Annotated in this window: 24 protein-coding genes and 1 pseudogene; 16 read left to right on the top strand and 9 right to left on the bottom strand. The window is 63.4% G+C overall.

What is annotated here, in order from left to right:
• The first annotated feature begins 5 nt into the window (after positions 1 to 5).
• The 4 genes from ACN8M7_RS08695 to ACN8M7_RS08680 all read left to right on the top strand — a co-directional run bounded on the left by ACN8M7_RS08695 (position 6) and on the right by ACN8M7_RS08680 (position 3,910).
• On the top strand, positions 6 to 809 hold the full coding sequence (locus ACN8M7_RS08695) for an alpha/beta fold hydrolase (RefSeq protein WP_490260495.1): 804 nt from the start codon (positions 6 to 8) through the stop codon (positions 807 to 809).
• Positions 806 to 1,669, top strand: a complete 864-nt coding sequence (locus ACN8M7_RS08690) for an alpha/beta fold hydrolase (protein WP_490260494.1) — start codon at positions 806 to 808, stop codon at positions 1,667 to 1,669. Before ACN8M7_RS08695 ends, ACN8M7_RS08690 begins: the two co-directional genes overlap by 4 nt.
• A gap of 127 nt (positions 1,670 to 1,796) precedes the next feature.
• Positions 1,797 to 2,612, top strand: a complete 816-nt coding sequence (locus ACN8M7_RS08685; protein WP_061239248.1) for a DUF4892 domain-containing protein — start codon at positions 1,797 to 1,799, stop codon at positions 2,610 to 2,612.
• Positions 2,613 to 2,824: 212 nt separating this feature from the next.
• A complete protein-coding gene (locus tag ACN8M7_RS08680) occupies positions 2,825 to 3,910 on the top strand; it encodes an AI-2E family transporter (RefSeq protein ID WP_061239249.1) in 1,086 nt (361 codons plus the stop codon).
• Here ACN8M7_RS08680 and ACN8M7_RS08675 read toward each other — a convergent pair whose 3' ends face one another.
• Positions 3,911 to 4,924 (bottom strand): patatin-like phospholipase family protein, encoded by a 1,014-nt coding sequence (locus ACN8M7_RS08675; RefSeq protein ID WP_061239250.1) that lies wholly within the window; start codon positions 4,922 to 4,924, stop codon positions 3,911 to 3,913.
• 231 nt (positions 4,925 to 5,155) lie between these two features.
• Between ACN8M7_RS08675 and ACN8M7_RS08670 the strand changes: the two genes are divergently transcribed.
• The 9 genes and pseudogenes from ACN8M7_RS08670 (at position 5,156) to ACN8M7_RS08630 (ending at position 13,831) form a co-directional block, all read left to right on the top strand.
• Positions 5,156 to 5,434: a hypothetical protein gene (locus ACN8M7_RS08670; RefSeq protein ID WP_061239251.1), complete on the top strand. Its 279-nt coding sequence runs from the start codon at positions 5,156 to 5,158 to the stop codon at positions 5,432 to 5,434.
• Positions 5,434 to 6,039, top strand: a complete 606-nt coding sequence (locus ACN8M7_RS08665; RefSeq protein WP_061239252.1) for a flavin reductase family protein — start codon at positions 5,434 to 5,436, stop codon at positions 6,037 to 6,039. The genes ACN8M7_RS08670 and ACN8M7_RS08665 overlap by 1 nt, the downstream gene beginning before the upstream one ends.
• Before the next feature lie 126 nt (positions 6,040 to 6,165).
• Positions 6,166 to 7,275: pseudogene (locus tag ACN8M7_RS08660) on the top strand (HAMP domain-containing protein); the annotation flags it as partial.
• Positions 7,258 to 8,133, top strand: a complete 876-nt coding sequence (locus tag ACN8M7_RS08655) for a methyl-accepting chemotaxis protein (RefSeq protein WP_490260741.1) — start codon at positions 7,258 to 7,260, stop codon at positions 8,131 to 8,133. The pseudogene ACN8M7_RS08660 and the gene ACN8M7_RS08655, both read left to right, overlap by 18 nt.
• A 95-nt stretch (positions 8,134 to 8,228) precedes the next feature.
• Complete coding sequence (locus ACN8M7_RS08650) at positions 8,229 to 9,146, top strand: AAA family ATPase (protein ID WP_061239254.1); 918 nt, start codon at positions 8,229 to 8,231, stop codon at positions 9,144 to 9,146.
• A complete protein-coding gene (locus ACN8M7_RS08645; protein WP_490260493.1) occupies positions 9,146 to 10,102 on the top strand; it encodes a DUF58 domain-containing protein in 957 nt (318 codons plus the stop codon). Before ACN8M7_RS08650 ends, ACN8M7_RS08645 begins: the two co-directional genes overlap by 1 nt.
• Entirely contained in the window at positions 10,099 to 12,084 is a 1,986-nt protein-coding gene (locus tag ACN8M7_RS08640) for a transglutaminase TgpA family protein (RefSeq protein ID WP_490260492.1), read from the top strand. Before ACN8M7_RS08645 ends, ACN8M7_RS08640 begins: the two co-directional genes overlap by 4 nt.
• 72 nt (positions 12,085 to 12,156) lie before the next feature.
• Positions 12,157 to 12,927 carry a CHAD domain-containing protein gene (locus ACN8M7_RS08635; RefSeq protein ID WP_490260491.1) on the top strand — a complete coding sequence of 257 codons (771 nt, stop codon included), beginning with the start codon at positions 12,157 to 12,159 and terminating at the stop codon, positions 12,925 to 12,927.
• Positions 12,928 to 13,033: 106 nt separating this feature from the next.
• Positions 13,034 to 13,831 carry an acyl-CoA thioesterase gene (locus ACN8M7_RS08630; RefSeq protein ID WP_490260490.1) on the top strand — a complete coding sequence of 266 codons (798 nt, stop codon included), beginning with the start codon at positions 13,034 to 13,036 and terminating at the stop codon, positions 13,829 to 13,831.
• Between the two features lie 13 nt (positions 13,832 to 13,844).
• Here the strand turns inward: ACN8M7_RS08630 and ACN8M7_RS08625 are convergent, their stop codons facing one another.
• The 5 genes from ACN8M7_RS08625 to ACN8M7_RS08605 all read right to left on the bottom strand — a co-directional run bounded on the left by ACN8M7_RS08625 (position 13,845) and on the right by ACN8M7_RS08605 (position 18,833).
• Positions 13,845 to 15,419: a GGDEF domain-containing protein gene (locus tag ACN8M7_RS08625; protein WP_490260489.1), complete on the bottom strand. Its 1,575-nt coding sequence runs from the start codon at positions 15,417 to 15,419 to the stop codon at positions 13,845 to 13,847.
• A 5-nt stretch (positions 15,420 to 15,424) separates the two neighbouring features.
• On the bottom strand, positions 15,425 to 15,868 hold the full coding sequence (locus ACN8M7_RS08620; RefSeq protein WP_490260488.1) for a putative pterin-binding protein: 444 nt from the start codon (positions 15,866 to 15,868) through the stop codon (positions 15,425 to 15,427).
• Positions 15,869 to 16,111: 243 nt separating this feature from the next.
• On the bottom strand, positions 16,112 to 16,342 hold the full coding sequence (locus ACN8M7_RS08615; RefSeq protein ID WP_490260487.1) for a hypothetical protein: 231 nt from the start codon (positions 16,340 to 16,342) through the stop codon (positions 16,112 to 16,114).
• A gap of 115 nt (positions 16,343 to 16,457) precedes the next feature.
• On the bottom strand, positions 16,458 to 17,921 hold the full coding sequence (locus ACN8M7_RS08610) for a methyl-accepting chemotaxis protein (protein ID WP_490260486.1): 1,464 nt from the start codon (positions 17,919 to 17,921) through the stop codon (positions 16,458 to 16,460).
• Between the two features lie 84 nt (positions 17,922 to 18,005).
• Positions 18,006 to 18,833: a TatD family hydrolase gene (locus tag ACN8M7_RS08605; RefSeq protein WP_490260485.1), complete on the bottom strand. Its 828-nt coding sequence runs from the start codon at positions 18,831 to 18,833 to the stop codon at positions 18,006 to 18,008.
• A gap of 272 nt (positions 18,834 to 19,105) precedes the next feature.
• Here ACN8M7_RS08605 and ACN8M7_RS08600 point away from each other — a divergent pair, with 272 nt between their 5' ends.
• Both ACN8M7_RS08600 and ACN8M7_RS08595 read left to right on the top strand, forming a co-directional pair.
• Positions 19,106 to 20,521 carry an MltF family protein gene (locus tag ACN8M7_RS08600; protein WP_061239260.1) on the top strand — a complete coding sequence of 472 codons (1,416 nt, stop codon included), beginning with the start codon at positions 19,106 to 19,108 and terminating at the stop codon, positions 20,519 to 20,521.
• A 105-nt stretch (positions 20,522 to 20,626) separates the two neighbouring features.
• Entirely contained in the window at positions 20,627 to 21,061 is a 435-nt protein-coding gene (locus ACN8M7_RS08595) for a DoxX family protein (RefSeq protein ID WP_061239261.1), read from the top strand.
• A gap of 63 nt (positions 21,062 to 21,124) precedes the next feature.
• On the opposite strand, the gene ACN8M7_RS08590 is transcribed toward ACN8M7_RS08595, so the two are convergent.
• Entirely contained in the window at positions 21,125 to 22,060 is a 936-nt protein-coding gene (locus ACN8M7_RS08590) for a LysR family transcriptional regulator (RefSeq protein ID WP_490260484.1), read from the bottom strand.
• 149 nt (positions 22,061 to 22,209) lie between these two features.
• On the opposite strand from ACN8M7_RS08590, the gene ACN8M7_RS08585 reads away from it, so the two are divergent.
• Positions 22,210 to 23,439 (top strand): acyl-CoA dehydrogenase, encoded by a 1,230-nt coding sequence (locus ACN8M7_RS08585; protein ID WP_490260483.1) that lies wholly within the window; start codon positions 22,210 to 22,212, stop codon positions 23,437 to 23,439.
• A 729-nt stretch (positions 23,440 to 24,168) separates the two neighbouring features.
• Here ACN8M7_RS08585 and ACN8M7_RS08580 read toward each other — a convergent pair.
• Together ACN8M7_RS08580 and ACN8M7_RS08575 are read right to left on the bottom strand one after the other, a co-directional pair.
• Positions 24,169 to 24,348, bottom strand: coding sequence for a hypothetical protein (locus ACN8M7_RS08580; RefSeq protein WP_490260482.1), 180 nt, complete (start codon positions 24,346 to 24,348; stop codon positions 24,169 to 24,171).
• 10 nt (positions 24,349 to 24,358) lie between these two features.
• Entirely contained in the window at positions 24,359 to 25,348 is a 990-nt protein-coding gene (locus ACN8M7_RS08575) for a TerC family protein (RefSeq protein ID WP_490260481.1), read from the bottom strand.
• Positions 25,349 to 25,389: the final 41 nt, after the last annotated feature.

Here is a 25,389-nt window from a genome sequence, read left to right as displayed (position 1 = left end):
GATGCATGCCGCAGCCGATCTTCTTCGCTCATGCCAACGGCTTCCCGTCTGCCACCTACGGCAAGCTGTTCGCTGCCCTGGCACCGGATTTCGATGTGCAGCACCTGGAGCAGCACGGCCACGATCCACGGTTTCCGGTCAATGACAACTGGTCGAATCTGGTCGATGAACTGATCCATCACTTGCAGCAGGGCGGTGAGCCAGTCTGGGGTGTGGGCCATTCACTGGGCGGCGTGCTGCATTATCACGCGGCCCTGCTTTGCCCCGAGCTGTACCGTGGGGTGGTGATGCTTGATTCACCGGTGCTGACCCTGGCTGACCGCATGGTCATTCGCGCCGCCAAACGCTTTGGCTTCATCGACCGCATCACGCCCGCCGGCCGCACCCTGGGGCGCCGTGAAGCATTCGCCGATCTGGCCGAGGCGCGGGATTACTTCGCCGACAAGAGCCTGTTTCGACGCTTCGACCCTGAGTGCCTGGACGCCTATGTCAGGCATGGTCTGCAAGGGGGCGAGCAGGGGCTGCGTTTGAAGTTCGATCCTGCGACCGAAATCAGTATCTACCGCAGCGTGCCGCATACTTCGCCGGGCCGCCCGCAGCAGTTGGCGGTGCCGCTGGCCATGGTGCGCGGTCGCCACAGCCGGGTGGTATTGCCGCATCATGCGCGTCTGCTGCGGCGCATGCCGCGCGCCGAGTACCACAATCTGCCTGGCGGGCATATGTTCCCGCTGGAGCGCCCACAGGCCACCGCCGAGCTGCTGCGTCAGCTGTTCACCCGCTGGGCCGGTAGCCAGGAGCAACGTGCATGAACATGGATTTCGAGGAAGTTCGTCTGAGCCTGCCGCATATCGAGTTGGCTGCTCATCTCTACGGGCCGGAGGACGGTTTGCCGGTTCTCGCTCTGCACGGCTGGCTGGATAACGCAGCGAGTTTCGCGCGGCTGGCGCCGAAGCTTCAGGGGCTGCGTATCGTCGCCCTGGATTTTGCCGGCCATGGCCACTCCGATCATCGTTCGGCAGGGGCCGGCTATGCGTTGTGGGACTATGCCTTTGACGTGCTCCAGGTCGCCGAACAGTTTGGCTGGGAGCGATTTTCCATCCTGGGTCATTCCATGGGCGCTATCACCGCGGTATTGCTCGCTGGGGCGATGCCCGAGCGGGTCGCGCGCCTGGCGTTGATTGACGGCCTGGTGCCCTACACCGGTGAAGCGCAACAGGCACCCACCAAGCTGGGCGAGGCGTTGCGCGCCAGGCAGGCGCTCAGCGACAAGCGCAAACCGGTGTATGCCGAGATGGAGCGCGCCGTCGAGGCGCGCATGAAAGGCGTCGGTGCGGTCAGCCGTGAGGCGGCCGAATTATTGGCCCAGCGCGGCCTGATGCCGGTGCCGGGTGGTTACACCTGGCGCACCGATAGTCGCCTGACGCTGCCGTCGCCGCTACGTCTGAGCTGGGCTCATGCCCAGGCCTTCGTTCGTGCGCTGCAGTGCCCGGTGAGCCTGGTACTGGCCGAGCAGGGGATGATGGGGGCGCAGTCGGCGGTGCAGGCGCTACTGGAGGATCTGCCGTTCGAGATCCACCACCTACCGGGTGGTCACCATCTGCACCTGGATGACGAGGCGGGCGCGCAACGTGTAGCGGATTGTTTCAATCCATTCCTGCGCATTCCTTGACTTGCCGGCGGCCCTGGGGAAAGGTGTGGCGGTCTGCCATGGAGGATCGCATGATCGACCCGTTAAACGTCGCCCGTTGCTGCTTTGCAAGCTCACCCGTTGTGTGTCTTCAGTGGACTGCCAGCTCATGAAGGGGGCTGTGAAGTTCTTCTCTGCGGTGCTTGTCACGGTTTGCAGTGGTGCCGCACTGGCGGCCGATCCGCCCGGTAGTCACGATCTCGAAGTCTTGCCGCGTTTCCCCGCCAGCCACATTGTCGCGTTCAAGCAAGCACCTGACGCCGAGCGGATCTATCCGCAAGGCTCCATTCGCCGTATCAGCGGGCGCTTGCGTTACGAGCGAGAAATTCTCACGCGAGGCCGGCATCAGGCGGTGACCTACGAGCTACCGCGCACCCACAGTGCCGATCAGGTGTTCACCGCCGCGCGGGAAAGCCTGCTGAAAAAAGGTGCGGAACTGCTCTACTGGTGCGAGGGGCGCGAATGCGGTGCGAGCAGCCTGTGGGCCAACTCGGTATTTGGCAACTCCACGCTGTACGGCTCCGACGATCAGCAGTCCTATGCCCTGTTGCGCCTGGCCGAGCCGAATCACGAAAGCCTGCTGGCGCTTTACAGCATTACGCGTGGTAACCGCCGTGCATACCTGCATGTCGAGCAGTTGGACGCTGACGCACCGCTGGGAGTTCTTCTGCCCACCCCGGCGACCTTGCTGCGACAGCTGCGCAGCGATGGCGAGCTGAAACTGCCCGTCGAAGCCAAGGCCGACAGCGCCTGGGTGGAGGTTGTGGCGCGCAGCTTGCGTCTCGACAGCACATTGCGCGTTACCCTCGCCGGCAGCCAGGCCGAAGCCTGGCGCGAGGCGCTCATCGAGCAGCGTGTACGCGAAGCGCGCCTGGAGCTTGGCGAGGTTGAGGGCGACACACTGAACGTGCGTTTGTTGCGTTAATCAGGCTGTCAAACATGGCTGGCAAGTTCAGTCGGATTGTCCATGCATAATGCCCAGGCTGCGCTTATCGGCCACTCCATGGGAGCGCCTGCGGATCGTCTCGCAGGCCTCTCCTGGGGGGGGCGATGGCCTGTTAAGCTGTTGTCCACAATCGCCTGTGATCGAGCGCCCGTCAGGGCGCTTTGTCGTTTCGTCGAAGGGAGTTTCGCTTGATGGCCACTAATGATCGTCTGCTGGTGCAGATCCTGCTGCTTGGCCTGCTGGCAGCCAGCCTCTGGGTGCTGGCGCCTTTCTGGTCGGCTCTGTTCTGGGCGGCGGTGCTGGCCTTCGCCAGTTGGCCGCTGATGCGCCTGTTGACGCAGTTGCTCAACGGCCGAATGTCGCTCGCTGCGGGCATCCTTACCGGGCTCTGGGTGATCATGGTTGCGGTGCCGCTGGTCTGGCTGGGTTTCAATCTGGCCGACCACATCAAGGACGCCAATGCCTTGGTCAAGGACCTGCAGGTCGATGGCCTGCCGCCGCCACCGAGCTGGCTGGCCAGCATTCCGCTGGTTGGCGATCGCCTGGTGGAGCTGTGGCGCACCATCGACCAGCAGGGCGCCGCCTTCTTCGATACCTTGCGGCCTTATCTGGGTCAGGTCGGCAACTGGCTGGTGGCGCGTAGCGCGAAGATCGGCGGGGGCATGGTCGAGCTGGCCTTGAGCCTGGTGCTGGTGTTCTTCTTCTACCGTGATGGCCCGCGCCTGGCGGTGTTCGTGCACAGCCTGCTGGAGCGGCTGATCGGCGAGCGCGCCGATCACTATCTGGAGCTGGTCGCCGGTACGGTGCAGCGGGTCGTCAACGGCGTGATCGGCACCGCAGCGGCGCAGGCCGTGCTGGCCTACGTCGGATTCATCATTGCCGGAGTGCCGGGGGCTCTGGTGCTCGGCCTGCTGACCTTCGCCTTCAGCTTCATCATGATCCCGCCGCTGATCTGGGGGCCTGCCGTGGCGTGGCTGGTGTGGCAGGGGGAGATCGGCATGGCGATCTTCCTCGGTGTCTGGGGCTTTTTCGTCATCAGCGGCGTGGACAATATCCTCAAGCCTTACCTGATCAGTCGTGGCGGCAACCTGCCGCTGGTGGTGGTGCTGCTCGGTGTGTTCGGCGGCATTCTGGCGTTCGGCTTCATGGGCCTATTCCTCGGCCCGACCCTGCTGGCAGTGGCCTACAGCCTGCTCAGCGACTGGGTGGCGAACAAGACGCCAGCCGCCGAAGCGCTGGTTGACAAGCCGCTGCCGGGCGAGGAACCACGCGGCTGATCAGCCGCGTTCGCTTTCGTACTTGTCGAGGGTATCGCGGGCGATCTGCCGCCCCAGCATGATCAGTTCCGGTGCCTTGTAGAACTCGAAGAAGCGGCAGGCGCGCTTGGGCACGTTGATCAGGATGTCCGGCGGGTAGCCGGCGATCTTGTACTGCGCCAGGGATGTCTGCATGACCTCGAAACTCTGGTTGACCAGCTCCAGCAGCGACGCCGGCCCGCTGAACTCCACGACTCGCGAGCCGCTGGCGGACTTGGGCACCGGTTCATCTTCGTCCGCTTTGCGGCTTGGCGCGCCTGCCGGGCTGACGTCATCGGCGATGCGTTGCTCCTCGGCGAGCAGCAGCGCATCGTCCTCGCTCTTGCGGCGAAAGCTCGGCAGGCGCGAGCCAAGGTTGCTCATCAATTGATCGATACGGCCCTTGAGGGCGGCGGGGCGCTCGATTACCGGCAACTGGTAGTGATTCTGGTTGGTGGCGTTGAGGTTGACCGCGATGATCAGGTCGCAGTGGCTGGAAACCACCGGCACGATTGGCAGCGGGTTGAGCAAGCCGCCATCGACCAGCATGCGCTTGCCCTGGATGACTGGCGTGAACAGGCTGGGAATCGCCGCCGAGGCGCGCATCGCCTGGTGCAGGCAGCCTTCCTGGAACCATATTTCCTGCTGGTTGGTCAGGTCGGTGGCAACCGCGGTGAAGGGGATCGCGAGGTTTTCGATGTCCACGTCGCCGACGATTTCCTGGATGCGTCCGAACACCCGCTCGCCACGGATAGCGCCGAGGCGAAAGCTGACGTCGAGCAGGCGCAGTACGTCGAGGTAATCCAGGCTTTCCGTCCATTCGCGGTATTCGCGCAGCTTGCCTGCAGCGAAGATGCCGCCGACCACAGCGCCCATCGAGCAGCCGGCGATACAGCCGATCTCGTAGCCGCGCTCCTGCAATTCTTCGATCACGCCGATGTGCGCATAGCCGCGCGCACCTCCTGAGCCCAGTACCAGCGCCACTTTCTTGCTCATTGACGAATCCCCCTGTGAAGTCTCGACCTTACTCGGGCCGTGAGGCTCAGCCAAGGGCGTGCGTGGCAGAAACTGTCGGCTGCCGCTTCGAAGTGCCTACAGGCTCGCCTTCCGTCCGTCGGCATCGGTATGATCAGGCAAGCGAAACGGCGAGTACCGGGCACTTTCCCTTTGCCGCAGCGTCATAGACTGGGCCAATCCGTAGTCATATCCGTTCGAGGAGTGTGGTCGATGAAACACTGGATCTGTTTGCCGCTGCTTGTGGTGACGCTCACCGGCTGTGCCGGCAAGACCGTCTACCGCGAGACCTGCGCCAACCAGCTGGATGCTGCCTGGAAGGAGCTGAGCATCGCCGAGGCTGAAGGTTTCGCCGGTACCGTAAGCTACTCCAAGGCGTTCTCTCTGCTCACCGCTGCCAAGACCCAGCAGCAGTTCGAGGCCTATGCAGGCTGTACCAGCAAGGCCGAACGTGCGCGCTTCTACATCCGTGAATCGCGAGCGGGGCGTTGATGCAACTCGATTTTGCCGAGCTGAGCCCCCTCGAAGCCTATCGCTGGCTGGCTTCCAGCGTGACGCCGCGGCCCATTGCCTGGGTTTCGACCCGTTCGGCCGATGGGGTGGCCAACCTGGCGCCGTTCAGTTTCTTTCAGGTCATCAGCGACAATCCGCCAACCTTGCTGGTCAACGTCAATACTCGCGATGACGGCAGTCTCAAGGACACCTTGAGCAATGCCCAGGCCAGCGGCGAGCTGGCGATTCAGCTGGTCAGCTTCGCGCAGGCCGAGGCGATGAACGCCAGTGCCGCTGTCCTGCCTCATGAGGTCAGCGAGTTCGCCCATTGCGCCATTGCCAGCCAACCCTGCGAGCGCATCGACGTGCCCCGTGTCACAGGCGCGGCGGTAACCTTCGAGTGCCGCGTGGCGCAGATTCAGCCTTATCCGGCGCAGCAACCTACCTGTCATCTGATCTTCGCCGAAGTGCTGCTGGCGCATGTCGATGACGCGGTGCTCACCGAGCAGGGCCGTATCGACCCGCTGAAGCTCGACCTGGTCGGTCGTCTGGGGGGCAGCGCCTACTGCCGTACGCGTGACCTGTTTCAGATGCAGCGTCCCTGAAGTCGGCCTGAAAGCGACGTTCAGTTAACTTTTTCGGCCATCTGGGTATCTACTGGCTTGTCGCCAGCAGCTTGCGCTCCTATGTTTTAGGATTCGGGGGCTAGCTGCAGTAGGCAGGGGGTTGTCATGGGTGGCTCATTGGGCAAGCGGTTGGCCAGTCTGAGTACAACCAGCAAGTTGATGCTGGGCTTTGCTCTTGTGTTGATTCTGACGGCTCTGGTGGCGGCTACCGGGCTGCTGGCGTTACGTGAGGTCAGTGCGGGCGCCGAGTTGCAGCAGCGCATGAGCGCTCTTGGTGAGCAGGTGCTGCGCATGCGCCAGAGTGAGCAGGCGTTCGCACTGGACGGCGACAGCAAGCACGCCGAGCGTTTGGCCGAGCAGGCCGAGAGCATCGTGCAGACGGGGCAGGCACTGCAAGCCGAGCTCGACAGTGACACCGCGGCGGTTCTGGCTCAGGTCGAGCCCGCGTTGGCCGACTACCGCAGCGCCTTCGCCCGTTATGTCGAACTCACCGATAACATGCAGCTGTCCCTGCAGGCCGCCGATTGGCTGGTGGTCAGTGCCGCCAACAGCCTGGATCTGCTGCAGGAGGGATTGTCCGAGGACGGAGTCGACCTGCTCAAGAGCTCCCAGGGCGAGCAGGGCGGCGATTCGGTACTGCAGGCCGGCAAGGTCGGCAAGATCCACCAGTTGCTGTTGCAGGCGCTGGACCAGGCGCGTCAGCGTCTGGAGGCCAGCCGGCGCAGCGATAGCGACGAACAGAGCGAAATCGCCCAGGCCGGCGAGGCGCAGGCGCTGGCTGCCGAATTGCGTGATGCGCTGGAGGATCCCGGCTACGCCGCCGTTCTGGGTGAGGTGGTGGTCAATGTCGACTCCTTCAACGAACGCCTGAAGGAATACGCCACCCAGTTGCAGCAGCAGAAACAGGTCTATGCGCAATTGGTGGCGCAGGTCGACCAGTTGCTCCAGCGAGTCGACCTGGCTGTGCAAACCCAGCGTCAGACCATGCAGGCCGAACGTCAGGCCAGCAGCGGCCTGATCATCGCAGCGGCCGCTCTGGCTCTGCTGTTCGGCCTGGGTGCGGCGATCATGATCAGTCTGGCCATTGTGCGACCCTTGAAGCGCGTGATCGGCCTGGCCGAGTCCATCGCCAGTGGCGACCTCAGCGTACATATCGAGCAGGACCGCCGCGATGAGATCGGCCAGTTGCTGGCGGCGATGCAAGGCATGGCCGGTAACTTGCGCGATATGGTTGGCCGCCTGCAGAGCGGTGTGGCGCAGATTTCCGGCGCTGCGCAGACGCTATCGGCCACTGCGGAGCAGACGCGCCAAGGCGTCAATGGACAGAAGATGGAGACCGACCAGGTCGCCACCGCCATGAGCCAGATGACCGCCACCGTGCATGAGGTGGCGCGTAATGCCGAAGCGGCAGCAGCCTCCACCGAGCAGGCTGATCAACGTGTCGGTAGCGGCAATCAGGTGGTACGCCAGACCCTGCAGCGTATCGAACAACTGGCCGGCGCGATGGAGGCGACCACCGCGAGCATCCAGCGCCTGAGCCAGGACACCCAGCGTATCGACGCCGTGCTCGATGTGATCAAGAGCGTGGCCGAGCAGACCAACCTGCTGGCGCTCAATGCGGCCATCGAGGCGGCGCGCGCGGGTGAACAGGGACGCGGTTTCGCGGTGGTCGCCGATGAGGTGCGGGCGCTGGCCAAGCGCACCCAGCAATCCACCGCCGAAATCGAGTCGCTGATTGCGGCTCTGCGCGAGGGCAGCCGCCGTGCCGTGGCGGACATGGAGCAGAGCTCCAGTCTGGTCGGCCTGACGGTCGGCGATGCCAATCAGACCGAGGGCGCCCTGGCGGCCATTGCCGAAGCGGTAAGCCTGATTTCCGAGATGAATCAGCAGATCGCCGCAGCGGCCGAAGAGCAGACCGCGGTGGCCGAAGAGATCAATCGCAGCGTTACCTCGATCCGTGATATCGCCGACCAGTCGGCTACGGCCATGGACGAAACCGCCGCGTCGAGTATCCAGTTGGCGGAACTGGGGCGCGAGCTTCAGGGAATGGCGGGGCATTTCCGGCTTACATAGCGTCTGGCCTCACAGTTTCGTGAGCAAAAATTTCATAGCGCTTTGCCGTCAGCGGGCGCCCCAGTAGCATCGACCTTCTGCATAAGGAGTAAACGATGCGAACCAAACTGGATGCCTGCCTCGACTCGGTCAATCAGGTGTTGTTGGGCAAAGAGGCGCAGGTGCGCCTGGCGCTGACCTGTCTGTTGGCGCGTGGTCATTTGCTGATCGAAGACTTGCCGGGCATGGGCAAGACCACGCTCAGTCACGCCCTGGCACGGGTGCTGGGGCTCAGCTTCCAGCGCATCCAGTTCACCTCCGACCTGTTGCCCGGCGATATTCTCGGTACCTCGGTGTTCGACAAGGACAGCGGGCAGTTCGTCTTCCATCCCGGGCCGATCTTCGCCGAGCTGGTGCTGGCCGACGAGATCAACCGCGCCACACCGAAAAGCCAGAGCGCATTGCTCGAAGCCATGGAGGAGGGGCAGGTGACCATCGAGGGCGCGACCCGGCCACTGCCTGAGCCGTTTTTCGTCATCGCCACGCAGAATCCGGTCAGCAGTGGCGGTACCTTCGCCTTGCCCGAGTCCCAACTCGACCGTTTCCTCATGCGCCTGTCGCTCGGCTATCCGGCGCAGGCCGCAGAGCGGGCGCTGCTGCTGGGTGGCGCCCGGCGCGATCTGTTGCCACGGCTCGAGCCGATCCTCGATCACGCCGAGCTGGCGCGCCTGCAGGCGCTCGTGCCCAAGGTGCGGGCCAGCGATGCCTTGATCGACTACGTGTTGCGTCTGGTCGAGGCGACGCGCAGTCAGCCGCAGTTCGCCTGGGGGCTATCGCCGCGTGCCAGCCTGGCCTTGCTCGCCGCCGCTCGGGCCTGGGCGCTGCTGGCCGAGCGTGACTATGTGATTCCCGAAGACGTGCAGGCGGTGCTGCCCTCGGTGGTCGGCCATCGCCTGCGTGAGCGCGCCGATCCTAGCGGTCATGGTGGCGGCAGCCTAGTGCAATGGCTGTTGCGCGAAGTGCCCGCGCTCTGATGCGTGCAGCGCTGAAACCACTCTGGCGACGCTGGTTGGCCAGACGTATTCCACCAGCAGCGAGCGTGCGCCTGAATCAGCGGCGTATTTTCATTCTGCCCAGCCGGGTCGGTGCTGCCTTCGCCGTTGCGTTGCTGCTGATGCTGCTGGTGGGTATCAATTACCAGAACAGCCTGGCCTACGGCCTGACCTTCCTGCTGATGGCGGTGTTCGTCGTCACCATCTTGCATACCTACCGCAACCTGGCTGGGCTGGTGCTCAAGGCAGGCGGCGGCGGGGCGGTGTTCGTTGGCGAGCAGGCACGCTTTCGCGTTCGCCTGGAAAGTCGCGAACGTGAGCACCAGGCCGTCGCGCTGGGTTGGCCGCCTGCTGAACTGGTGGTCAGTGACGTGCCGCGTGAAGGCCAGACGGAAGTCGAGCTGAGCCTGCTGGCCGAGCGGCGCGGCTGGTTGCGACCCGAGCGGCTGCGGGTGGAAAGCCGTTTTCCCTTGGGCTTGCTGGTGGCCTGGAGCTGGGTCGATCTGGATCAGGCGCTGCTGGTCTATCCGCGGCCACTGGAAGGCGACCTGCCGTTGTCGGCGGGCCTGGGCGATGACGAGGAAGAGCAGGGTATGCGTGCTCGCGCTCAGGGTGCCGACGATTTTCAGGGCCTGCGTGAATATCAGCCGGGAGACTCGAAACGGCGCCTGCACTGGAAAGCCTATTCGCGTGGCCAGGGCCTGCTGGTCAAGGATTTCGCCATGCTCAGCGGACGTGATCTGTGGCTGGACTTCGACAGTCTCGGTGGCGACAGCGAAATGCGTCTGTCGCTGCTCTGTCACTGGGTGCTGCAGCTCTCCGAGCGTCAGCAGGCATTCGGTCTGCAACTACCGGGGCAGGTGATCGCAGCGGATTATGGCGACGGCCATCGTGATGCCTGTCTGCGTGCCCTGGCCCTGTTCGGGGGGCGCGCATGAGCAACGTGCCAGGCATCCCAAGAATCGCCCTGATCTGGCTACTGGTCGCCCAGGCGCTGGTGATCGTGCCGCACCTGGTGCATTTGCCGTTGTGGATGATCGCGCTGTGGCTCGGCGCTGCCGGTTGGCGCGTGCAGATCTTGCGCATGCGCGCGCGCTACCCCAATGGCTGGGCCAAAGGTGGGTTGGTGCTGCTGGTGCTGGCCGGCATCCTGCTGTCGCGGGGCACGCTGGTGGGGCTGGATGCCGCGGTGGTGTTGCTGATCGCCACCTTCACTCTCAAATTGCTCGAGATGCGCACGCGGCGTGACGCGCTGGTGGTGATCTTCCTCGGTTTCTTCTGCGTGGTGACCGCCTACCTGTTCGAGGATGGCATCCTGGCCGCGCTCTACAGCCTGTTGCCGGTCACGGGGCTGCTGGCTGCTCTGGTCGGCCTGCAGCGCAGCGGTTTTGCCGAGCGTCCCTGGCCTACCTTGCGCCTGGCGGGCGGTCTGATGTTGCAGGCAATGCCGCTGATGGTGCTGCTGTTCGTGTTCTTCCCGCGGATGGGGCCGTTGTGGTCGCTGCCGCTGCCCAGCGACAAGGGCATCACGGGGCTTTCGGACAGCATGGCGCCAGCCGATATCGCCGAGCTCAGTCGCTCCTCGGCGCTGGCCTTTCGCGCCAGCTTCGAGGGTCAGGTGCCACCGCGAGGGCAGCTGTATTGGCGGGCTCTGACCCTGGAGCGCTTCGACGGCAGGCGTTGGTCGCAATCCAGCTACGCCGATGTGCCGATCAGTCCGAAATGGAGCAAGGCTGGCGAGCCGCTCGATTACAGCATCGTCATGCAGCCCAGCGGTAAACGCTGGTTGTTCGCCCTGGACGTCGGCGAGATGGGCCAGGACAGTGGACGGATGATGAGCGATTTCCGGTGGCAGAGGACAAGGCCGGTGGATCGGCCGCTGCTCTATCAGGTGCGCTCCTGGCCAGAGGCCGTGCGTGAGGCGCAGGGCGAGCCGCTGGGTATCCGTCAGGCGCTGCAGTTGCCCGAGCAGGGCGACCCGCGCAGTCGTGCGTGGGCGGCCGAGTTGAAGGCGCAATACCCGCAGAGCGATGCGCTGGTCGCGGCATTGCTGCAGCATTTCAATCAACAGCCTTTCGCCTATACGCTGCGTCCGCAACCTCTGGGGCAGGACAGCATCGACGATTTCCTGTTCAACACTCGGCGCGGTTTCTGCGCGCACTATGCCGGGGCCATGACCTTCGTTCTGCGCGCTGCGGGCATTCCTGCGCGGGTGGTCGCGGGTTATCAGGGCGGTGAGTTCAATCCCAATGGCAATTACATTCAGGTGCGTCAGTTCGATGCCCATGCCTGGGTCGAGTACTGGCAGCCAGGGCAGGGCTGGCGCAGCGTGGATCCGACCTTCCAGGTCGCTCCCGAGCGTATCGAGCGAGGTCTGGAAGAGGCCTTGAGCGAGGAGGATGGCTTTCTCGACGACCAGCCGTTCTCGCCGCTGCGCTACCGTGAGTTGGCCTGGCTCAACCAGCTGCGCATGAGTTGGGAGAATCTCAACTATGGCTGGCAACGCTGGGTGCTGGGTTATCAGGGCGAGCAGCAACTGAAGCTGCTGCAGAACTGGTTCGGCAGTTTGGATTGGCAGCGTCTGGCGCTTGCTCTGGTCGGTACGGGGACGCTGTTGCTCGGCCTGTTGGCATTCTGGCTGCTCAAGCCCTGGCAACAACGTTCTGATCCGCAGCGCGAGGCATTTCGCACGTTCGAACGCCTGCTGGCGCGCCACGATGTGCGCCGAGAGAGCGGTGAAGGGCCGCGCACCTTCGCGATGCGTGCCGCACGGCAACTGCCTGAGCAGGCGCAGCAGATCGAGGCCTTCGCCCATTGTTTCGAACAGCAGCGTTACGCCGCTGGACCCGCTTCGCGCGCGACGTTGATGCGGGCATTGAAAGCGTTGCGTAGAGCACTGCCCTGGCGTTTGTCGCGCTAGCGACAAGCGGTCACGGGCGAAACCTGGGGCCAGGGTGTTAGCCTGGCCTGTCGTCGTTCAGGAGAAGTGAGCATGAGCGATTTCATCGAGCATTGCCTTGAGCGGGTCTTGGCCCTGCAGGTGCGCTTGTACGCCTGCCAGGCACGGTTGGCCGACTGCACCGACACGGAGGCGCTGCATGATCTGCGCATCGCCCTGCGGCAACTGCGCAGCCTGTTGCGGCCGCTGCGCGGCCTGCCTGCGGTGGATGCGCTGGAGCAGGGCGCGGCAGTATTGGGGCGTATCAGCGGCCCGCTACGTGATCGTGAAGTATTGCTGGCCGAATTGGTGCGCATGGACCTGGCTCATCTGGCGCCTGTCGATCAGGCGCAACGCGCCTCGGGTTACGCTGCCATTGCCGGTAGCCGTGAATTGGCCGACCTGATGCTGTTGCTCGATGGCTGGCCGGCCAACTGGCGTGAAGCTGCCAGGCAGGGCCAGTTGAGCGATATAGATAAGCATATCCGCCGGCGTTTGCGCCGCCAGCAACGGCAGCTGGCCCGCGCATTGCGCGATCCGGCGCACGACCGCCACCGTCTGCGCTTGTTGATCAAGCGCGTACGTTACGCCGCTGAAACCTATCCAGAGCAGAGCCGTTTGAGCAAGGCCGCGCAACAGCGGCTCAAGCGCGCGCAAAGCGCACTGGGCGACTGGCACGACTGTCTGCAGTGGCTGGCGCAAGCGCAGGCAATACCGTCGCTGCAGCCTTGCCGAACCGTCTGGCTGCAGGCCATGCAGGTTGCCGAGGGACGCGCCGATGAGGCGTTGCTGGCGCTCTATGGTGACCTACCCGATGCAGGGTAAGGTGTCATTTTCGCCGCCAATATGACCGAATAGGCTTTCTTTCTGGCTATCGTTCAGCGGCTGCCATCCCCTAAGATCCTCGCCATCGATGAATGCCGAGGTGCGTATGATCTTTTCTGAAATGCTCGAAGCGGTACGCCGCGACCCCGACGCCGTGGTGATTCCGGCTGAGTGGGGGCAGGGGCGCGCCAGCTTCGGTGGTTTGGTGGCCGCGCTGGCGTTCGAGGCCATGTGCGCCAAGGTGCCGCAGGGGCGACCGGTACGCTCGTTGGCCATCACCTTCGTCGGGCCGGTGGCGTCGGATGTTCCAGTCAGTTTCCAGGCCGAGGTGCTGCGCGAGGGGCGGGCGGTCAGCCAGATGCTCCTGCGCGCGGTTCAAGATGGCCAGGTGGTGACCGTGGTGCAGGGCAGTTTCGGTGCGGCGCGGCCTTCGGCTATCGCCGTGGAGGCGCTGCCCGCGCCGCAGGTTGCGCCGGCTGAGCAGTGTCAGGAGTTGCCCTACGTGCGCAACGTCACGCCCGAGTTCACCCGCTTTCTGGCCATGCGCTGGGGCATTGGCGGCATGCCGTTCAGCAACACGCCGTCGCGGCAAATGGGGGGCTGGGTGCGCTTGCGCGGTGAGCGCGAGCCGCAGGTGCTCAGCGAGGCCCACTTGCTGGCGCTGGTCGACGCATGGCCGCCGGCCGTGCTGCCGCATCTGAAAAGCCCGGCGCCGGGTAGCTCGCTGACCTGGACCATCGAGTTCGTCCAGCCCCTGCACACCCTCAGCAGTGAAGACTGGTGCCTGTATCGCGCGGACATCGAATATGCCCGCGATGGTTACGGGCATGTGGCTGCGGCGATGTGGAGCCCGCGCGGTGAGCTGATCGCCCTGAGTCGGCAGACTGTGACGGTGTTTGCCTGAGTGGTCACACGCGTCAGCTAGTGGCCCGAACCACGCGGTTGCGTCCGGCGCTCTTGGCCTTGTAGAGCGCCGTATCTGCTCGTCCGAGCAGGCCTTCCAGGGGTTCCGCCGGGTGTCGGCTGGCCAGGCCGATGCTCAGGGTCATGCGCAATGGCGCGCCGCCAGCGCAGGGCTGTGGCATGGCTTCGACACTGGCGCGCAGGCGTTCGGCCACCCGTGCTGCCTCGATTTGATCGCTCTGCGGCAGCAGTGCGGCGAACTCTTCGCCGCCCAGGCGCCCGATGATGTCGACCTCGCGCAGTTCCTTCCTGAGCAATTCCCCCAGGGTGGCCAGCACCTTGTCGCCGACCTGATGGCCGTGGGTGTCGTTGATCTGCTTGAAGTGGTCGATATCGAGCATCAGCAGCGTGCAGGGCTGCTCGAAGCGCTCGGCGGTCTTGAGCAGCTCCTGGGCACGCTGCATGAAGGCATGGCGATTGCTCAGGCCGGTCAGGGCATCGGTGGTCGCCAGCATCAGGAGCTCCTGCTCCATGTCTTTGCGTACGCTGATGTCGTAGCTCCAGATCAGTTGCGCCGGACCGCCGCGGTATTCCAGCAAGCGCCCGGAGAGCACGCCCCAATAGGGCGGGTCGCCGGCGAGCAGGCCTTCCCAGTCATCGACGCGGTGACGTGCCAGTAATGCTTCGCGAAAGTGCAGGGCTTCACGGGCGTTGCAGAACAGGCGATTGAGCGAGAAGTCGCCGGCCTTGTCCAGGCTCAGCCGCTGCATCAGGCGCTGGTTGACGAAGTACACCTGCTTGCCGCTGTTGTCGGTCAGCACCACGTCACTTGGGCTGGCATCGAGAATCTGCTTGAGCAGGGCCTGGCCTTCGGCCAGTTCGAGGGTGCGTTCGCAGACTCGCTGCTCCAGGTGCTGGTTCAGCTCGGTCAGGTTGTGCGACAGCTCATGGGCCTCACGGTAGTTGCCGATCAGGCGCAGCACCAGCAGGGAAACCCCCACCAGCAGCCCCAGCAACGCCCAGCCCAGACCGGTGAAGTAGCCGTACAGGTGTTGGCGCTCGGCATCGAGCTCATTGGCCAGGGAGATGTTGGTGGCCACCATTACTTCATGCATTGGCTTCTGCAGTGGCGGCAGGCTTTTAACGGCCTGCTCGGCGACTTGCCGTGCCGCAACGCTATTGCCCCATTGCGCCTGCTCATCCCATTGGCGGCTGAGGGCGATGATGCGCTGCAAGGTGTTCTCGGCCGCAGGGCGAGCTTCGGGGAGAAAGTCGAACAGATGCTGGCCTTCCAGGGATTGGGTCAGGCTGCGCAGTACCTGAGTGCGCACCACCAGATCGTCAGGCTCCAGCCTGCCTTGCAACAACGCCTGGGAGGCCAGCAGCAGGCGATCCATCTCCATGTGAATCTGATAGGCCTGCCAGAGCTCGCTGTGCAGGGTTGGCAAGGCCAGCTCTCGGGCTTTCTTCTGGACCAGCCAGAGCGATACGGCGACGGTCAGCGTCATGGCGAGCACCAGCACGGTCAGGGCGATGAGCTTGAGGCGCGAGTTCCTGACCTGCACGGTGGCGGCGGGGTTGTCTGACATGGGCTTCACTCGACATGGATCTCGCTGAGCTGCCAGATGGAGCGGTTGTAGAACATCTGCTGGCGCAGTTCAGAGTGGTCGTCGAAGGGGTAGATCAGATGGAGCGGGCCGTAGTCGCGAATGGAAATGAAGCGGCCGTCGAGCAGGTAGGCCACCAGCGGGTCGTAGCGCTGGATATCGTCGTAGGGAATCAGGACCGAATAATGATTGAGCGCAGTGGTGTGCAGCGGCCGGCCGGTGTCAGCGCCAGGAATGCGTTCGAGCAATTGCTTGAGGGACACACCCCGCCAATGTTGCTGCGCGCCCTCCGGGGTGCTCAAACGTATCGAAGCCTGCGGCATTTGCTGGAGCTGAGCCAGGCTGAACGCCAGGTGCCGGCCATCGGCCAGATGCACCGTCAATGCCGGACGATCCAGCGGGTAGGGCGCGGGCTCGGCATTAGCGTGCAACTGGCAAAGAAGTGTCAAAAATAAAGTGACAAAAAAATGTCGATACTGCGACATACTGCTGTCTTTGGCCAATTTTTTGTCGACTCTATCTCATTGCGCCCATAATCCTCAAACCGCCTGACGAGCGGACATTCGGCTGCGTTGCTTCAGGCCGGCCGCGCAGAGCGGCAAGCCTGGAATGGTCACGCCCTGCTATAAAAGCGCAGGCGTGCACAGGTCGTGCTTTTCGGGGAAGGGTTCGGCTTATTTGCGCTCAAGGTGGCGGCCATGAAGTTCTATGGCCAGTGCTGCGTAGAGACCGATGGCGCCGAGGCTGAGCGGGACGAAACCCGCTTGCCAGAACCCGATCAGCAGGAGGGGTAGCGAGAGCAGCAATAGCGGCGCGCTGATCAGGCGCAGCGCCAGGTTGGCGGGATGCCGGTGCTGGTTGGCGCTGTAGCGCCAGCTCAAGGGACCAGGGTGACCGTTGTTCATGCTGCTGTCCTCGACTCGATGGGGCGAGTCTAGGGCGGCTGCGAGCGTGCGACGAATTGGCCTTGGCTATGGCGCAGATAGCTTCCTGCCTGGCTGCGCGCTTTATCGCAGTGGCTTACAAGCGCAATTGGCGGATGGCCTTGTTCAGCTCGCCAGCCAATTGCGCGAGCTGCTGACTGGTCGCTGCCGATTCCAGAGTCTGGCCAACCGTCTGCTCCGTAACGTCACGGATGCCCACCACCGAGCGGCTCATCTCCTCGGCCACCTGGCTCTGTTGCGTCGCCGCCACGGCGATCTGCGTATTGCTGTCACGCATCAGCGCCACGGCGGCGGTGATAGCGGCCAACGACTCACCGGCTTCCTGCGCCAGCTCTACGCAGTGATTGGCGCTCTCCGAGCTTTCGCGCATGAACTCCACTGCGTCGCGGGTGCCGCCTTGCAGGTTGCCGATCATCTGGGTGATTTCGTCGGTGGAGTCCTGTACCCGCTTGGCTAGGTTGCGCACTTCATCGGCGACCACGGCGAAGCCACGGCCCATTTCTCCGGCGCGGGCGGCCTCGATGGCGGCGTTGAGGGCGAGCAGGTTGGTTTGCTCGGCGATGCCGTGAATCACGCCGACGACGCGATTGATGTGCTGGCTGTCTTCGGCCAGGCGTTCGATGCTACCGGCGCTCTGGCGTACGCCTTGCGACAGTGCCGCTATGGATTGTTCGACGCGTTCGACCACCTGCTGGCCGGCGCGCGCCAGCTGATCGGCATTGAGGGATTGGTCGCGGGTAGTGCCGGCGTGATCGGCGATGTGCTGGACGGTCGCCGACATCTCGTTGATCGCGGTGGCGGCCTGATCGGTTTCGCTCTGCTGGCTGAGCATGCCCTGGCGCACGGAGCCCATGCGCTCAGCCATGTTGCGGGTGCCGCTGTCCAGTTCGCTGGCCACCTGGCCGACGGTGCCTACCACGCGCTGATAGCCGGCTTGCATGGCGTTGAAGGCGGCAGCCATCTGGCCGACTTCGTCGCGACTATCGAGGGGAACGCGCAGGGACAGATCGCCGCTGCGCTCGGCTTGCAGCATCACATCCTTGAGCGTGTTGAGGTGGCTGAGCAGAAAGCGGATCAACAGCTGCGAAGCGGCCAGCAGCAGGAGCATCAGCACCGCGACGGCGACGGCATAGGTCAAAGCGTGCTGGGCGAACAGATCGAGCAGGCTGGGCGCGCGCGCCATGATCGCCAGGTTGCGTCCATCGCCGAGGGCAAGGCGCTGGGCACCGATCACCGGTGATTCGCTGAACCAGGCGTCATGCTCCAGTGCCTGCCAGCCGCTGGCGTCGGGTGCGCCTTGCGCGCCCGGCAGGTTGCCTTGCACGACCTGAATATTGGCGGCGTTGGGCAATGCGGCCTGCTGTGGCCACTGCTGCAACAGGCTTGCCTGGGCAGCGGCGGCCTGTCGCGCATCGGCGCTACGGGCCTGCTGTTCGGTATCCAGGGCGAACAGCACCAGCATCAAGCTGATGACAAAAGCCACGGCGTTGACCGCCCAGAATTTGTACTTGAGTGAAAGATTGCTGATCCAGGCGCCCATGCTATTGTTATCCGTTTCGTTGCGTTCGCTATTGGCCAAGTGCCAGCAGTATGCCTTGGTGGATAGCCAGAGTCTTGACGTCAATCAAAACTCTGCTGCGTCACCACTTAGTATGGCTGGCATATCGAAGAACGCCCGGGCACAGGCCGTGCTCTGTGCTGCCAGCGTTTGCTCGCTCTGTCCGCGGTGCAGCGCCACCTCGCGCAGCACCTCGCCGAGAAATGCGGGTTCGTTGCGCCCGCTCTTGGGTTTCGGCCGCAGGCTGCGTGGTAGCAGGAAAGGCGCATCGGTCTCCAGCATCAGGCGCTCGCCCGGAATGTCCTTGAGCAGCGGATGCAGGTGGGTGCCGCGGCGTTCGTCGCAGACCCAGCCTGTGATGCCGATATGCAGGTCGAGATCGAGATAGGCATACAGCGCGCGGCGCTCGCCGGTGAAGCAGTGCACCACGGCGGCCGGCAGCTGGTCGCGATAGCCGCGCAGGATTTCCAGAAGGCGCTGGCTGGCCTCGCGCTCATGAAGAAATACCGGCATCTGTAGCTCGACAGCCAATGCCAGTTGTTCTTCCAGGGCTTTTTCCTGGGCCGGGCGCGGCGAGAAGTCACGGTCAAAATCCAGGCCGCACTCGCCTACGGCGCGCACCTGTGGCTCGGCCAGCAATGCCTTGAGCGCGCTGCTACTGGCGCCGTTCCAGGAGCTGGCATCATGCGGGTGAACCCCTGCCGTACTGAACAGACGTTGGCCGCTGTCGTCCAGCTGTCGGCAAAGTACGAGGCTGGCCTCGCTTTCGTTCAGACTGGTGCCGGTCAGTACCATCTGGCACACACCGGCTGCATAGGCGCGTTCGAGCAGTGCTTCGGCCTGCGCAGCGAGGCTGGGGTGGGTGAGATTGACGGCGATATCGATGAGTTGCATGGTGCCACCTGTTGAGCGCGAATGGGCAGAATAGCAGACGCCGTCCGTTCGTCAGAAAGCCGATTTAAAACAATAAGTTGTTCGCTGTTTTTAAGGTTGATGCAAGGTTGTGGGCTGGCGCTGTAGCGCTTGGCTGTGCGAATCTCCGCGCCCTGCCGGCCTTGGCAGCCTGTTTGGCGGGTCTACGGTCTGTAGCCGTCTGTCGCGCATCGGCGAACAGCAGGCCACGACCGGTGAGGCTTCGGCGGTCAAACGCCTTCCCTGGAGAGTCGATGTCGCGATTGCTGCTGATCCTGTGCCTGTTGGCCATGCTGCCGCTGCCGGCCAGCGCGCGCCTGGCCGGCCCACCGGAGGTCGGTGGCCAGGCTCGCAGCACCCGTGATCTACCGGCCATTCGCGGCAGTGGTGAGTTGCGCGTGCTGGTCAATCAGAGCCGCAACAGCTCAGGCTCGGTCAAGGGGCAGAGCATTGGCGTCGAGTACCACCGCCTGCGGGCGTTCGAGCAGTACCTCAATCGCAACGCCCGAGACGGGCGCAGCCTCACGCTGAGGATCATCCCTAAAGCCAAGGATCAGTTGCTCGGCGCCCTGCAGCGCGGCGAGGGTGACCTGGTCGCGCCCGGCGAACTGCTCGATGTGCGCACCGGGCATGATGTCAGTGCCAGTACGGCGATTCGCAAGCAAGTGCCGCTGGTGCTGGTGTCGAAGCAGGGTAACCGGCACTACCGCAGCCTCGAGCAATTGGCCGGACGCAGCCTCTCGTTGCCGGCGGGCAGCGCCGTAGGTGAGGCGCTACGACGGATCAACCAACAGCTGGCTGATCGCAAGCTGCCACCCATCGTGGTCGAGTGGGTCGACCCCAGCCTGGCCGTCGAGGACGTTCTGGAAATGGTCCAGGCTGGCATTTTCGAGCGCACCGCGGTAGAGCTGCCGATTGCCGAGCGCTGGGCCAAGGTGATGCCCAAGCTGCGTGTCGACAAGCATCTGGTGCTGGCGCGCGATGGCGACATGAAGTGGTTCGTGCGCCCGGATGCGCCGATGCTGCGCGCCAGCATCGATCGTTTCTTCAGCAGCTATCAGAGCCCGGCCGATCAGGATGCTGCGTTCCAGCGCGTTTATCGACGGCTGTACAAGGTTCATTCGCCCCTGGGGCGCAACGAACGCCAGCGTCTGGAGAAAGTGCGTTCGGTGTTGCAGCAGCACGCCGAGCAGCAGGGGTTCGATTGGCTGATGCTGGCTGCGCTGGCCTTCAAGGAGTCGACCTTGAACCCGTCGGCGCGCGGCGCGAGTGGGGCGACCGGGCTGATGCAGATCACGCCGGCGGCGGCGCGCAGCGTCGGGGTGAGCAACATCCAGAATCTCGACGGCAACGTCCAGGCCAGCAGCAAGTACCTGGCGATGATCCGTCGCAACTTCTTCAACAGCCCGCAACTCAACGAGCGTGAACGTATGGCCTTCGTGCTGGCGGGCTACAACCTGGGCCCGCAACGGGTGCAGAGCCTGCGTGCCGAGGCACGCAGGCGTGGGCTCAATCCCAATCAGTGGTTCTTCCAGGTCGAGCGTGTGGCCATGGAGCAGATGGGTATGGGCGTGGTGAGCTACGTGAATGCGGTGAACAAGTACTACCTTGCTTATGACCGTGAACGCTATTTGCTTGAGCCGCAGGGGCGGCGTGTCACAGCCAATTAAATATCGAAATAGTCGATTTTGATAAGCGGTATTTTGCCGTTTTTAAATCGAATAATCTGGATACTCTGTGCGCCATCTACCCCACACAACGAAGGAAGCCTTGCAATGAACAACCTGATCAAAAGCATCACCGCCAGCCAAGCCGGCCTGGGTATCACCATCCTGCGTATCGTCGCCGGCATTACCTTTGCTGCTCATGGCTCGCAGAAGCTGTTCGGCTGGTTTGGCGGCTACGGTCTGGCCGGTGTCGCGCAGTGGATGGAGAGCATCGGCCTGGCGCCGGGCTACCTGATGGCGTTGATGGCCGGTAGCGCCGAGTTCTTCGGTGGTGTGGCGTTGATCATCGGTCTGTTGGTACGCCCGGCTGCCGCGGTGCTGGCGGTGACCATGTTGGTGGCGATCTTCAGCGTGCACCTGGCCAACGGTTTCTTCATGAGCAACAACGGTTACGAGTTCGCCCTGGCCCTGCTGGCCATCAGCGTCGCGCTGGTGTTCGAAGGTGCCGGCAAGCTGTCGATCGACAGCAAGCTCGCTCGCTGATTCTCCCCGGCAACAACGAGAAGGCCCGCATCTGCGGGCCTTCTTGCGTTCTGGGGCGGGCCATCATGCGGCAGGGGCTGGTTCGGCCTTCTTCTCCTGCGCGGTGACTTGCTGCGCCAGCTCGATCATCTGCTCGCGCATCCAGCGGTTGGCCGGGTCCTGATCGGTGCTCTCGTGCCAATACAGGTGGGTTTCCAGCGTGGGCACGTCACCGACTGGCAAAGTCACATGGTGCAGGTTGTGGCGGCGGGCGAAGCGTTCCGGCACGGTCATCACCATGTCGGTCTGTTGCATCACGCTGCTGGCCATCAGGTAGTGCTGCGAGCGCAGGGCAATCTTGCGCTGGATGCCCATCTTGCCCAATGCCAGGTCGACGTAGCCGAGACCGCTGCGACGGCTGGAGATATGAATGTGGGTCAGCGACAGGTATTCCTCGAGGCTGATCTTCTGCTTGGCCAGCGGGTGGCCGGGGCGCATGGCGCAGACGTAGCGATCATCCAGCAGCTTGACGTGACGAACCTGTGGGTCGGTGTTGAGTGGCGCATCGACGGCGAAGTCGAGGCGGCCGGCGGCCAGTTCCTTGGTGGTTTCGCGGCGCTTGGCCAGGAAGCTCTCGATGCACACGCTGGGCGCCAGGCGGCGCAGGCGCTGGAACAGCGGCGGCAGGAGGATCTGCTCGGAGAGGTCGGTCATGCTGATGCGATAGGTCTTGCCGGCCTGCTGCGGGTTGAAGGTGCGGCTTTCCTGCACGGATACGCGCAATAACTGCAGGGCGTTGCGCACCGGACCGATGATGTTCTGCGCCATGGGCGTCGGCACCATACCCTGGGCCGTGCGCACGAACAGCGGGTCGTTGAAGGTTTCGCGCAGGCGGGCGAGGGCGTTGGACACTGCCGGCTGGGTGATGCCGACGATCTGTCCGGCACGGGTCAGGTTGGCCTCGGTGTAGATGGCGTCGAAGACGATGAAGAGGTTCAGATCCACCTTGGTCAGGTTCATGCCGGCAGTGCTCCAGGGGCGTCGATATCAATCGATCATATATCGGTTATGAATGTTCATACACGCTGAAAATAGGTTCGATAAATCTTAAGCGCTGTTCTAGCATCATTTCCACAACCTCTCACCCTTTGTCACAAACAGGTAACCCCATGGATTTCGCCTATTCCCCGAAGGTTCAAGAACTGCGTGAGCGTGTCAGCGCATTCATGGAAGCGCATGTCTATCCGGCCGAAGCGGTATTCGAGCAGCAAGTGGCCGAGGGTGATCGCTGGCAGCCGACCGCGATCATGGAGGAGCTGAAGAACAAGGCCAAAGCCGAAGGCCTGTGGAACCTGTTCCTGCCCGAGTCCGACTACGGTGCGGGCCTGACCAACACCGAATACGCGCCACTGGCCGAGATCATGGGCCGCTCGCTGATCGGCCCGGAGCCGTTCAATTGCGCCGCGCCGGATACCGGCAACATGGAGGTACTGGTGCGCTATGGCAACGAGGCGCAGAAGCAGCAGTGGCTGGAGCCGCTGCTGTCCGGCGAGATTCGCTCTGCCTTCGCCATGACCGAGCCGGGCGTGGCCTCCTCGGACGCCACCAACATGCAGGCCAACGCGCGTCGCGAGGGTGACGAGTGGGTGATCAACGGCCGCAAATGGTGGACTTCCGGCGCTTGCGATCCGCGCTGCAAGGTGATGATTTTCATGGGTCTGACCAACCCGGACGCGCCGCGCCACCAGCAGCATTCGATGATTCTGGTGCCGATGGACGCGCCTGGGGTCACGGTGCTGCGTCCGCTGCCGGTGTTCGGCTACGACGATGCGCCGCACGGCCATGCCGAGGTGCTGTTCGAGAACGTGCGGGTGCCCTATGAGAACGTGCTGCTGGGTGAGGGGCGTGGTTTCGAGATTGCCCAGGGCCGCCTCGGTCCAGGCCGTATCCACCACTGCATGCGTTCGATCGGCATGGCCGAGCGCGCTCTGGAATTGATGTGCAAGCGTGCGGTGAGCCGTAGCGCCTTCGGCAAGCCATTGGCGCGCCTGGGCGGCAATATCGATCACATCGCCGACTCACGCATGGAGATCAACCAGGCACGTCTGCTGACCCTCAACGCGGCCTACATGATGGATACCGTGGGCAACAAGATCGCCGCCAGCGAGATCGCTCAGATCAAGGTAGTGGCGCCCAACGTGGCACTGAAGGTTATCGACCGGGCGATCCAGATGCACGGCGGCGCCGGGGTCTCCAATGACTTTCCGCTGGCATACTGGTATGCCATGCAGCGCACCCTGCGCCTGGCCGACGGCCCGGACGAAGTGCACCGCGCGGCTATCGGCAAGTACGAAATCGGCAAGTACGTACCGCGCGACGTGATGAAGGCCAGCCGTTGATTCAGCGGCTCCATATAAAGAAGAGGCCCGCTGATGCGGGCCTCTTCTTTTCGGTTCTTCGCACAGCTTTGGGGACATGCTGTTTGATACCGGACTGGCAAGTTTGTGTGTTCTGTACGCAGCGCTATTTATCTCCGGGCCAAGATCATTAGCGTGTCGATCTTTCGTCTTCGTTTCGCCCCTCACGGGCGAGTCACTTTCTCTTGCTTGCCCAAGAGAAAGTAACCAAAGAGAAGGGCACCCCGACATCCGGCCCCGGCTGCGCCGGGGTTCCCTCGCTCCATCACCACTCCAGGGGCACGCTGCGAAGGGCCATCCCTGGCCCGTCGCAGCTCTCGCGACATCCATGTCGCTCAACCCCTTACGCGGCGATTCCACTCGGCCTCCTGAAGGGGACTTGGGCGTCGTCTGTTAGATCGCGCTTCAAGAGCAAAAGCCAAACGCTACCGACTTTGATCTTCCGGAGATGTCGCAAGCTCGCGACCAGGTCCCCTTCAGGCGGCCGAGCAGCACCGGAGCGAGAAGCGCAGTAACAGCCGCAGGCTGGCCCGAAGGGTGAGCGCAGCGAATCAAGGTGTGGCGCCCGTAAGGGGCGCAACCCAAACGTTCAGCAGGCGCGGTAACGGAGAGTGCCAAGTCAGTAACCGATACGCACACAAACTTGCCAGTCCGGCGTCAAGCGTATCCTCCCTGCGAGAATGCGAAGAACCTTCTTCTATGTCTGCACGTTCAGGGCAATCTGTCGTCCGAGCGTTGTTCTTCGTCCAGCCAGCCCAGACGCATATGCAGTTGTGCGGCAAAGGTACGTGCCGCCAGTTCTTCCTGAAAGGTCAATGCGCGTCGTCCGAGTCTCACTTGCCAGAGCCGTTGGCCCTGGCGCTCGATGAGTTCTATGCAGACGTCGGGCATCGCCCCCTCCTTAGGTGGTGCTGGCCTTGTCTCGTGTCTTGAGCAGCGACAGCAGCACGCCGCCAGCCAGCAGACCCAAGGTTACGCCAAGTGAGAGCAGGGCGGGAACCTTGATCAGGTCGTGCAGGAAGATCTTGCCACCGATGTACATCAGCACCAGTGCCAGGGCGTATTTCAGGTAGATGAAGCGGTGCATCAGTGCGGCCAGGGCGAAGTACAGCGCGCGCAGGCCGAGAATGGCAAAGATGTTCGAGGTATAGACGATGAACGGATCCTGCGAGATGGCCAGCACGGCCGGCACGCTGTCGACGGCGAACACCAGGTCGGCCAGCTCGATCAGCACCAGCGCCAGCAGCAGCGGGGTGGCGTAGAGCAGTGGCTTGCCGCTGACCTTGTCCTTAAGGCGTACCAGGAACTTGCCTTCGTGCAGGTCGTCGCTGACGCGAATGTGCTTGCGCACGAAGCGGATCACCGGATTCTGCGCCAGGTCCGGATGCGACTCTTCGTCACCACCGCTGCGCAGCATCTTGATGCCGCTGAATAGCAGGAAGGCGCCGAAGATGTAGAGAATCCAGTCGAACTGCTGCACCAGCGCCGTGCCCAGGCCGATCATGATCGCACGCAGCACGATTACCCCGAGAATGCCCCAGAACAGCACGCGATGCTGGTACTTACGCGGAATTTTGAAGTAGCCGAGGATCATCGCCATGACGAAAACGTTGTCCATCGACAGCGACTGCTCCACCAGGAAACCGGTGTAGTACTCCATCGCCTTGGTGCCGCCAAGCTGCCACCAGATCCAGCCGCCGAAGGCGACGCCGACACTGAAGTAGCCGGAATACAGCAGCAGGCTTTCGCGCATCTCGATTTCATGCTGATCGCGATGCAGGACGCCGAGGTCAAGTACGAGAAGGGTGATGATCAGTACCAGGAATGCCAGCCAGAACCAGCCGGGGGTACCGAAGATGGGGGATGTCAAAAAGGCAAGTAGAGCGTCCATGAGCCCTCCCTATATGTCTGCCTGAGTTGAAGAAATCGACT

The sequence above is a fragment of the Pseudomonas spartinae genome (assembly GCF_965197125.1).
GTDB lineage: Bacteria > Pseudomonadota > Gammaproteobacteria > Pseudomonadales > Pseudomonadaceae > Aquipseudomonas > Aquipseudomonas composti_A.
Note: the sequence above shows the minus strand (reverse complement) of the source record. Positions and strands in the feature narration are given on the sequence as shown.

What these genes read in the sequence shown, in the direction of transcription:
- ACN8M7_RS08610 (WP_490260486.1), bottom strand. Translation starts at nt 17,921, where the DNA reads ATGGGCGCCTGGATCAGCAATCTTTCACTCAAGTACAAATTCTGGGCG.
- ACN8M7_RS08625 (WP_490260489.1), bottom strand. Translation starts at nt 15,419, where the DNA reads ATGTCAGACAACCCCGCCGCCACCGTGCAGGTCAGGAACTCGCGCCTC.
- ACN8M7_RS08665 (WP_061239252.1), top strand. Translation starts at nt 5,434, where the DNA reads ATGCAACTCGATTTTGCCGAGCTGAGCCCCCTCGAAGCCTATCGCTGG.
- ACN8M7_RS08630 (WP_490260490.1), top strand. Translation starts at nt 13,034, where the DNA reads ATGATCTTTTCTGAAATGCTCGAAGCGGTACGCCGCGACCCCGACGCC.
- ACN8M7_RS08575 (WP_490260481.1), bottom strand. Translation starts at nt 25,348, where the DNA reads ATGGACGCTCTACTTGCCTTTTTGACATCCCCCATCTTCGGTACCCCC.
- ACN8M7_RS08615 (WP_490260487.1), bottom strand. Translation starts at nt 16,342, where the DNA reads ATGAACAACGGTCACCCTGGTCCCTTGAGCTGGCGCTACAGCGCCAAC.
- ACN8M7_RS08680 (WP_061239249.1), top strand. Translation starts at nt 2,825, where the DNA reads ATGGCCACTAATGATCGTCTGCTGGTGCAGATCCTGCTGCTTGGCCTG.
- ACN8M7_RS08605 (WP_490260485.1), bottom strand. Translation starts at nt 18,833, where the DNA reads ATGCAACTCATCGATATCGCCGTCAATCTCACCCACCCCAGCCTCGCT.
- ACN8M7_RS08655 (WP_490260741.1), top strand. Translation starts at nt 7,258, where the DNA reads ATGCAAGGCATGGCCGGTAACTTGCGCGATATGGTTGGCCGCCTGCAG.
- ACN8M7_RS08640 (WP_490260492.1), top strand. Translation starts at nt 10,099, where the DNA reads ATGAGCAACGTGCCAGGCATCCCAAGAATCGCCCTGATCTGGCTACTG.
- ACN8M7_RS08685 (WP_061239248.1), top strand. Translation starts at nt 1,797, where the DNA reads ATGAAGGGGGCTGTGAAGTTCTTCTCTGCGGTGCTTGTCACGGTTTGC.
- ACN8M7_RS08650 (WP_061239254.1), top strand. Translation starts at nt 8,229, where the DNA reads ATGCGAACCAAACTGGATGCCTGCCTCGACTCGGTCAATCAGGTGTTG.
- ACN8M7_RS08695 (WP_490260495.1), top strand. Translation starts at nt 6, where the DNA reads ATGCCGCAGCCGATCTTCTTCGCTCATGCCAACGGCTTCCCGTCTGCC.
- ACN8M7_RS08580 (WP_490260482.1), bottom strand. Translation starts at nt 24,348, where the DNA reads ATGCCCGACGTCTGCATAGAACTCATCGAGCGCCAGGGCCAACGGCTC.
- ACN8M7_RS08585 (WP_490260483.1), top strand. Translation starts at nt 22,210, where the DNA reads ATGGATTTCGCCTATTCCCCGAAGGTTCAAGAACTGCGTGAGCGTGTC.
- ACN8M7_RS08645 (WP_490260493.1), top strand. Translation starts at nt 9,146, where the DNA reads ATGCGTGCAGCGCTGAAACCACTCTGGCGACGCTGGTTGGCCAGACGT.
- ACN8M7_RS08675 (WP_061239250.1), bottom strand. Translation starts at nt 4,924, where the DNA reads ATGAGCAAGAAAGTGGCGCTGGTACTGGGCTCAGGAGGTGCGCGCGGC.
- ACN8M7_RS08635 (WP_490260491.1), top strand. Translation starts at nt 12,157, where the DNA reads ATGAGCGATTTCATCGAGCATTGCCTTGAGCGGGTCTTGGCCCTGCAG.
- ACN8M7_RS08600 (WP_061239260.1), top strand. Translation starts at nt 19,106, where the DNA reads ATGTCGCGATTGCTGCTGATCCTGTGCCTGTTGGCCATGCTGCCGCTG.
- ACN8M7_RS08590 (WP_490260484.1), bottom strand. Translation starts at nt 22,060, where the DNA reads ATGAACCTGACCAAGGTGGATCTGAACCTCTTCATCGTCTTCGACGCC.
- ACN8M7_RS08595 (WP_061239261.1), top strand. Translation starts at nt 20,627, where the DNA reads ATGAACAACCTGATCAAAAGCATCACCGCCAGCCAAGCCGGCCTGGGT.
- ACN8M7_RS08690 (WP_490260494.1), top strand. Translation starts at nt 806, where the DNA reads ATGAACATGGATTTCGAGGAAGTTCGTCTGAGCCTGCCGCATATCGAG.
- ACN8M7_RS08670 (WP_061239251.1), top strand. Translation starts at nt 5,156, where the DNA reads ATGAAACACTGGATCTGTTTGCCGCTGCTTGTGGTGACGCTCACCGGC.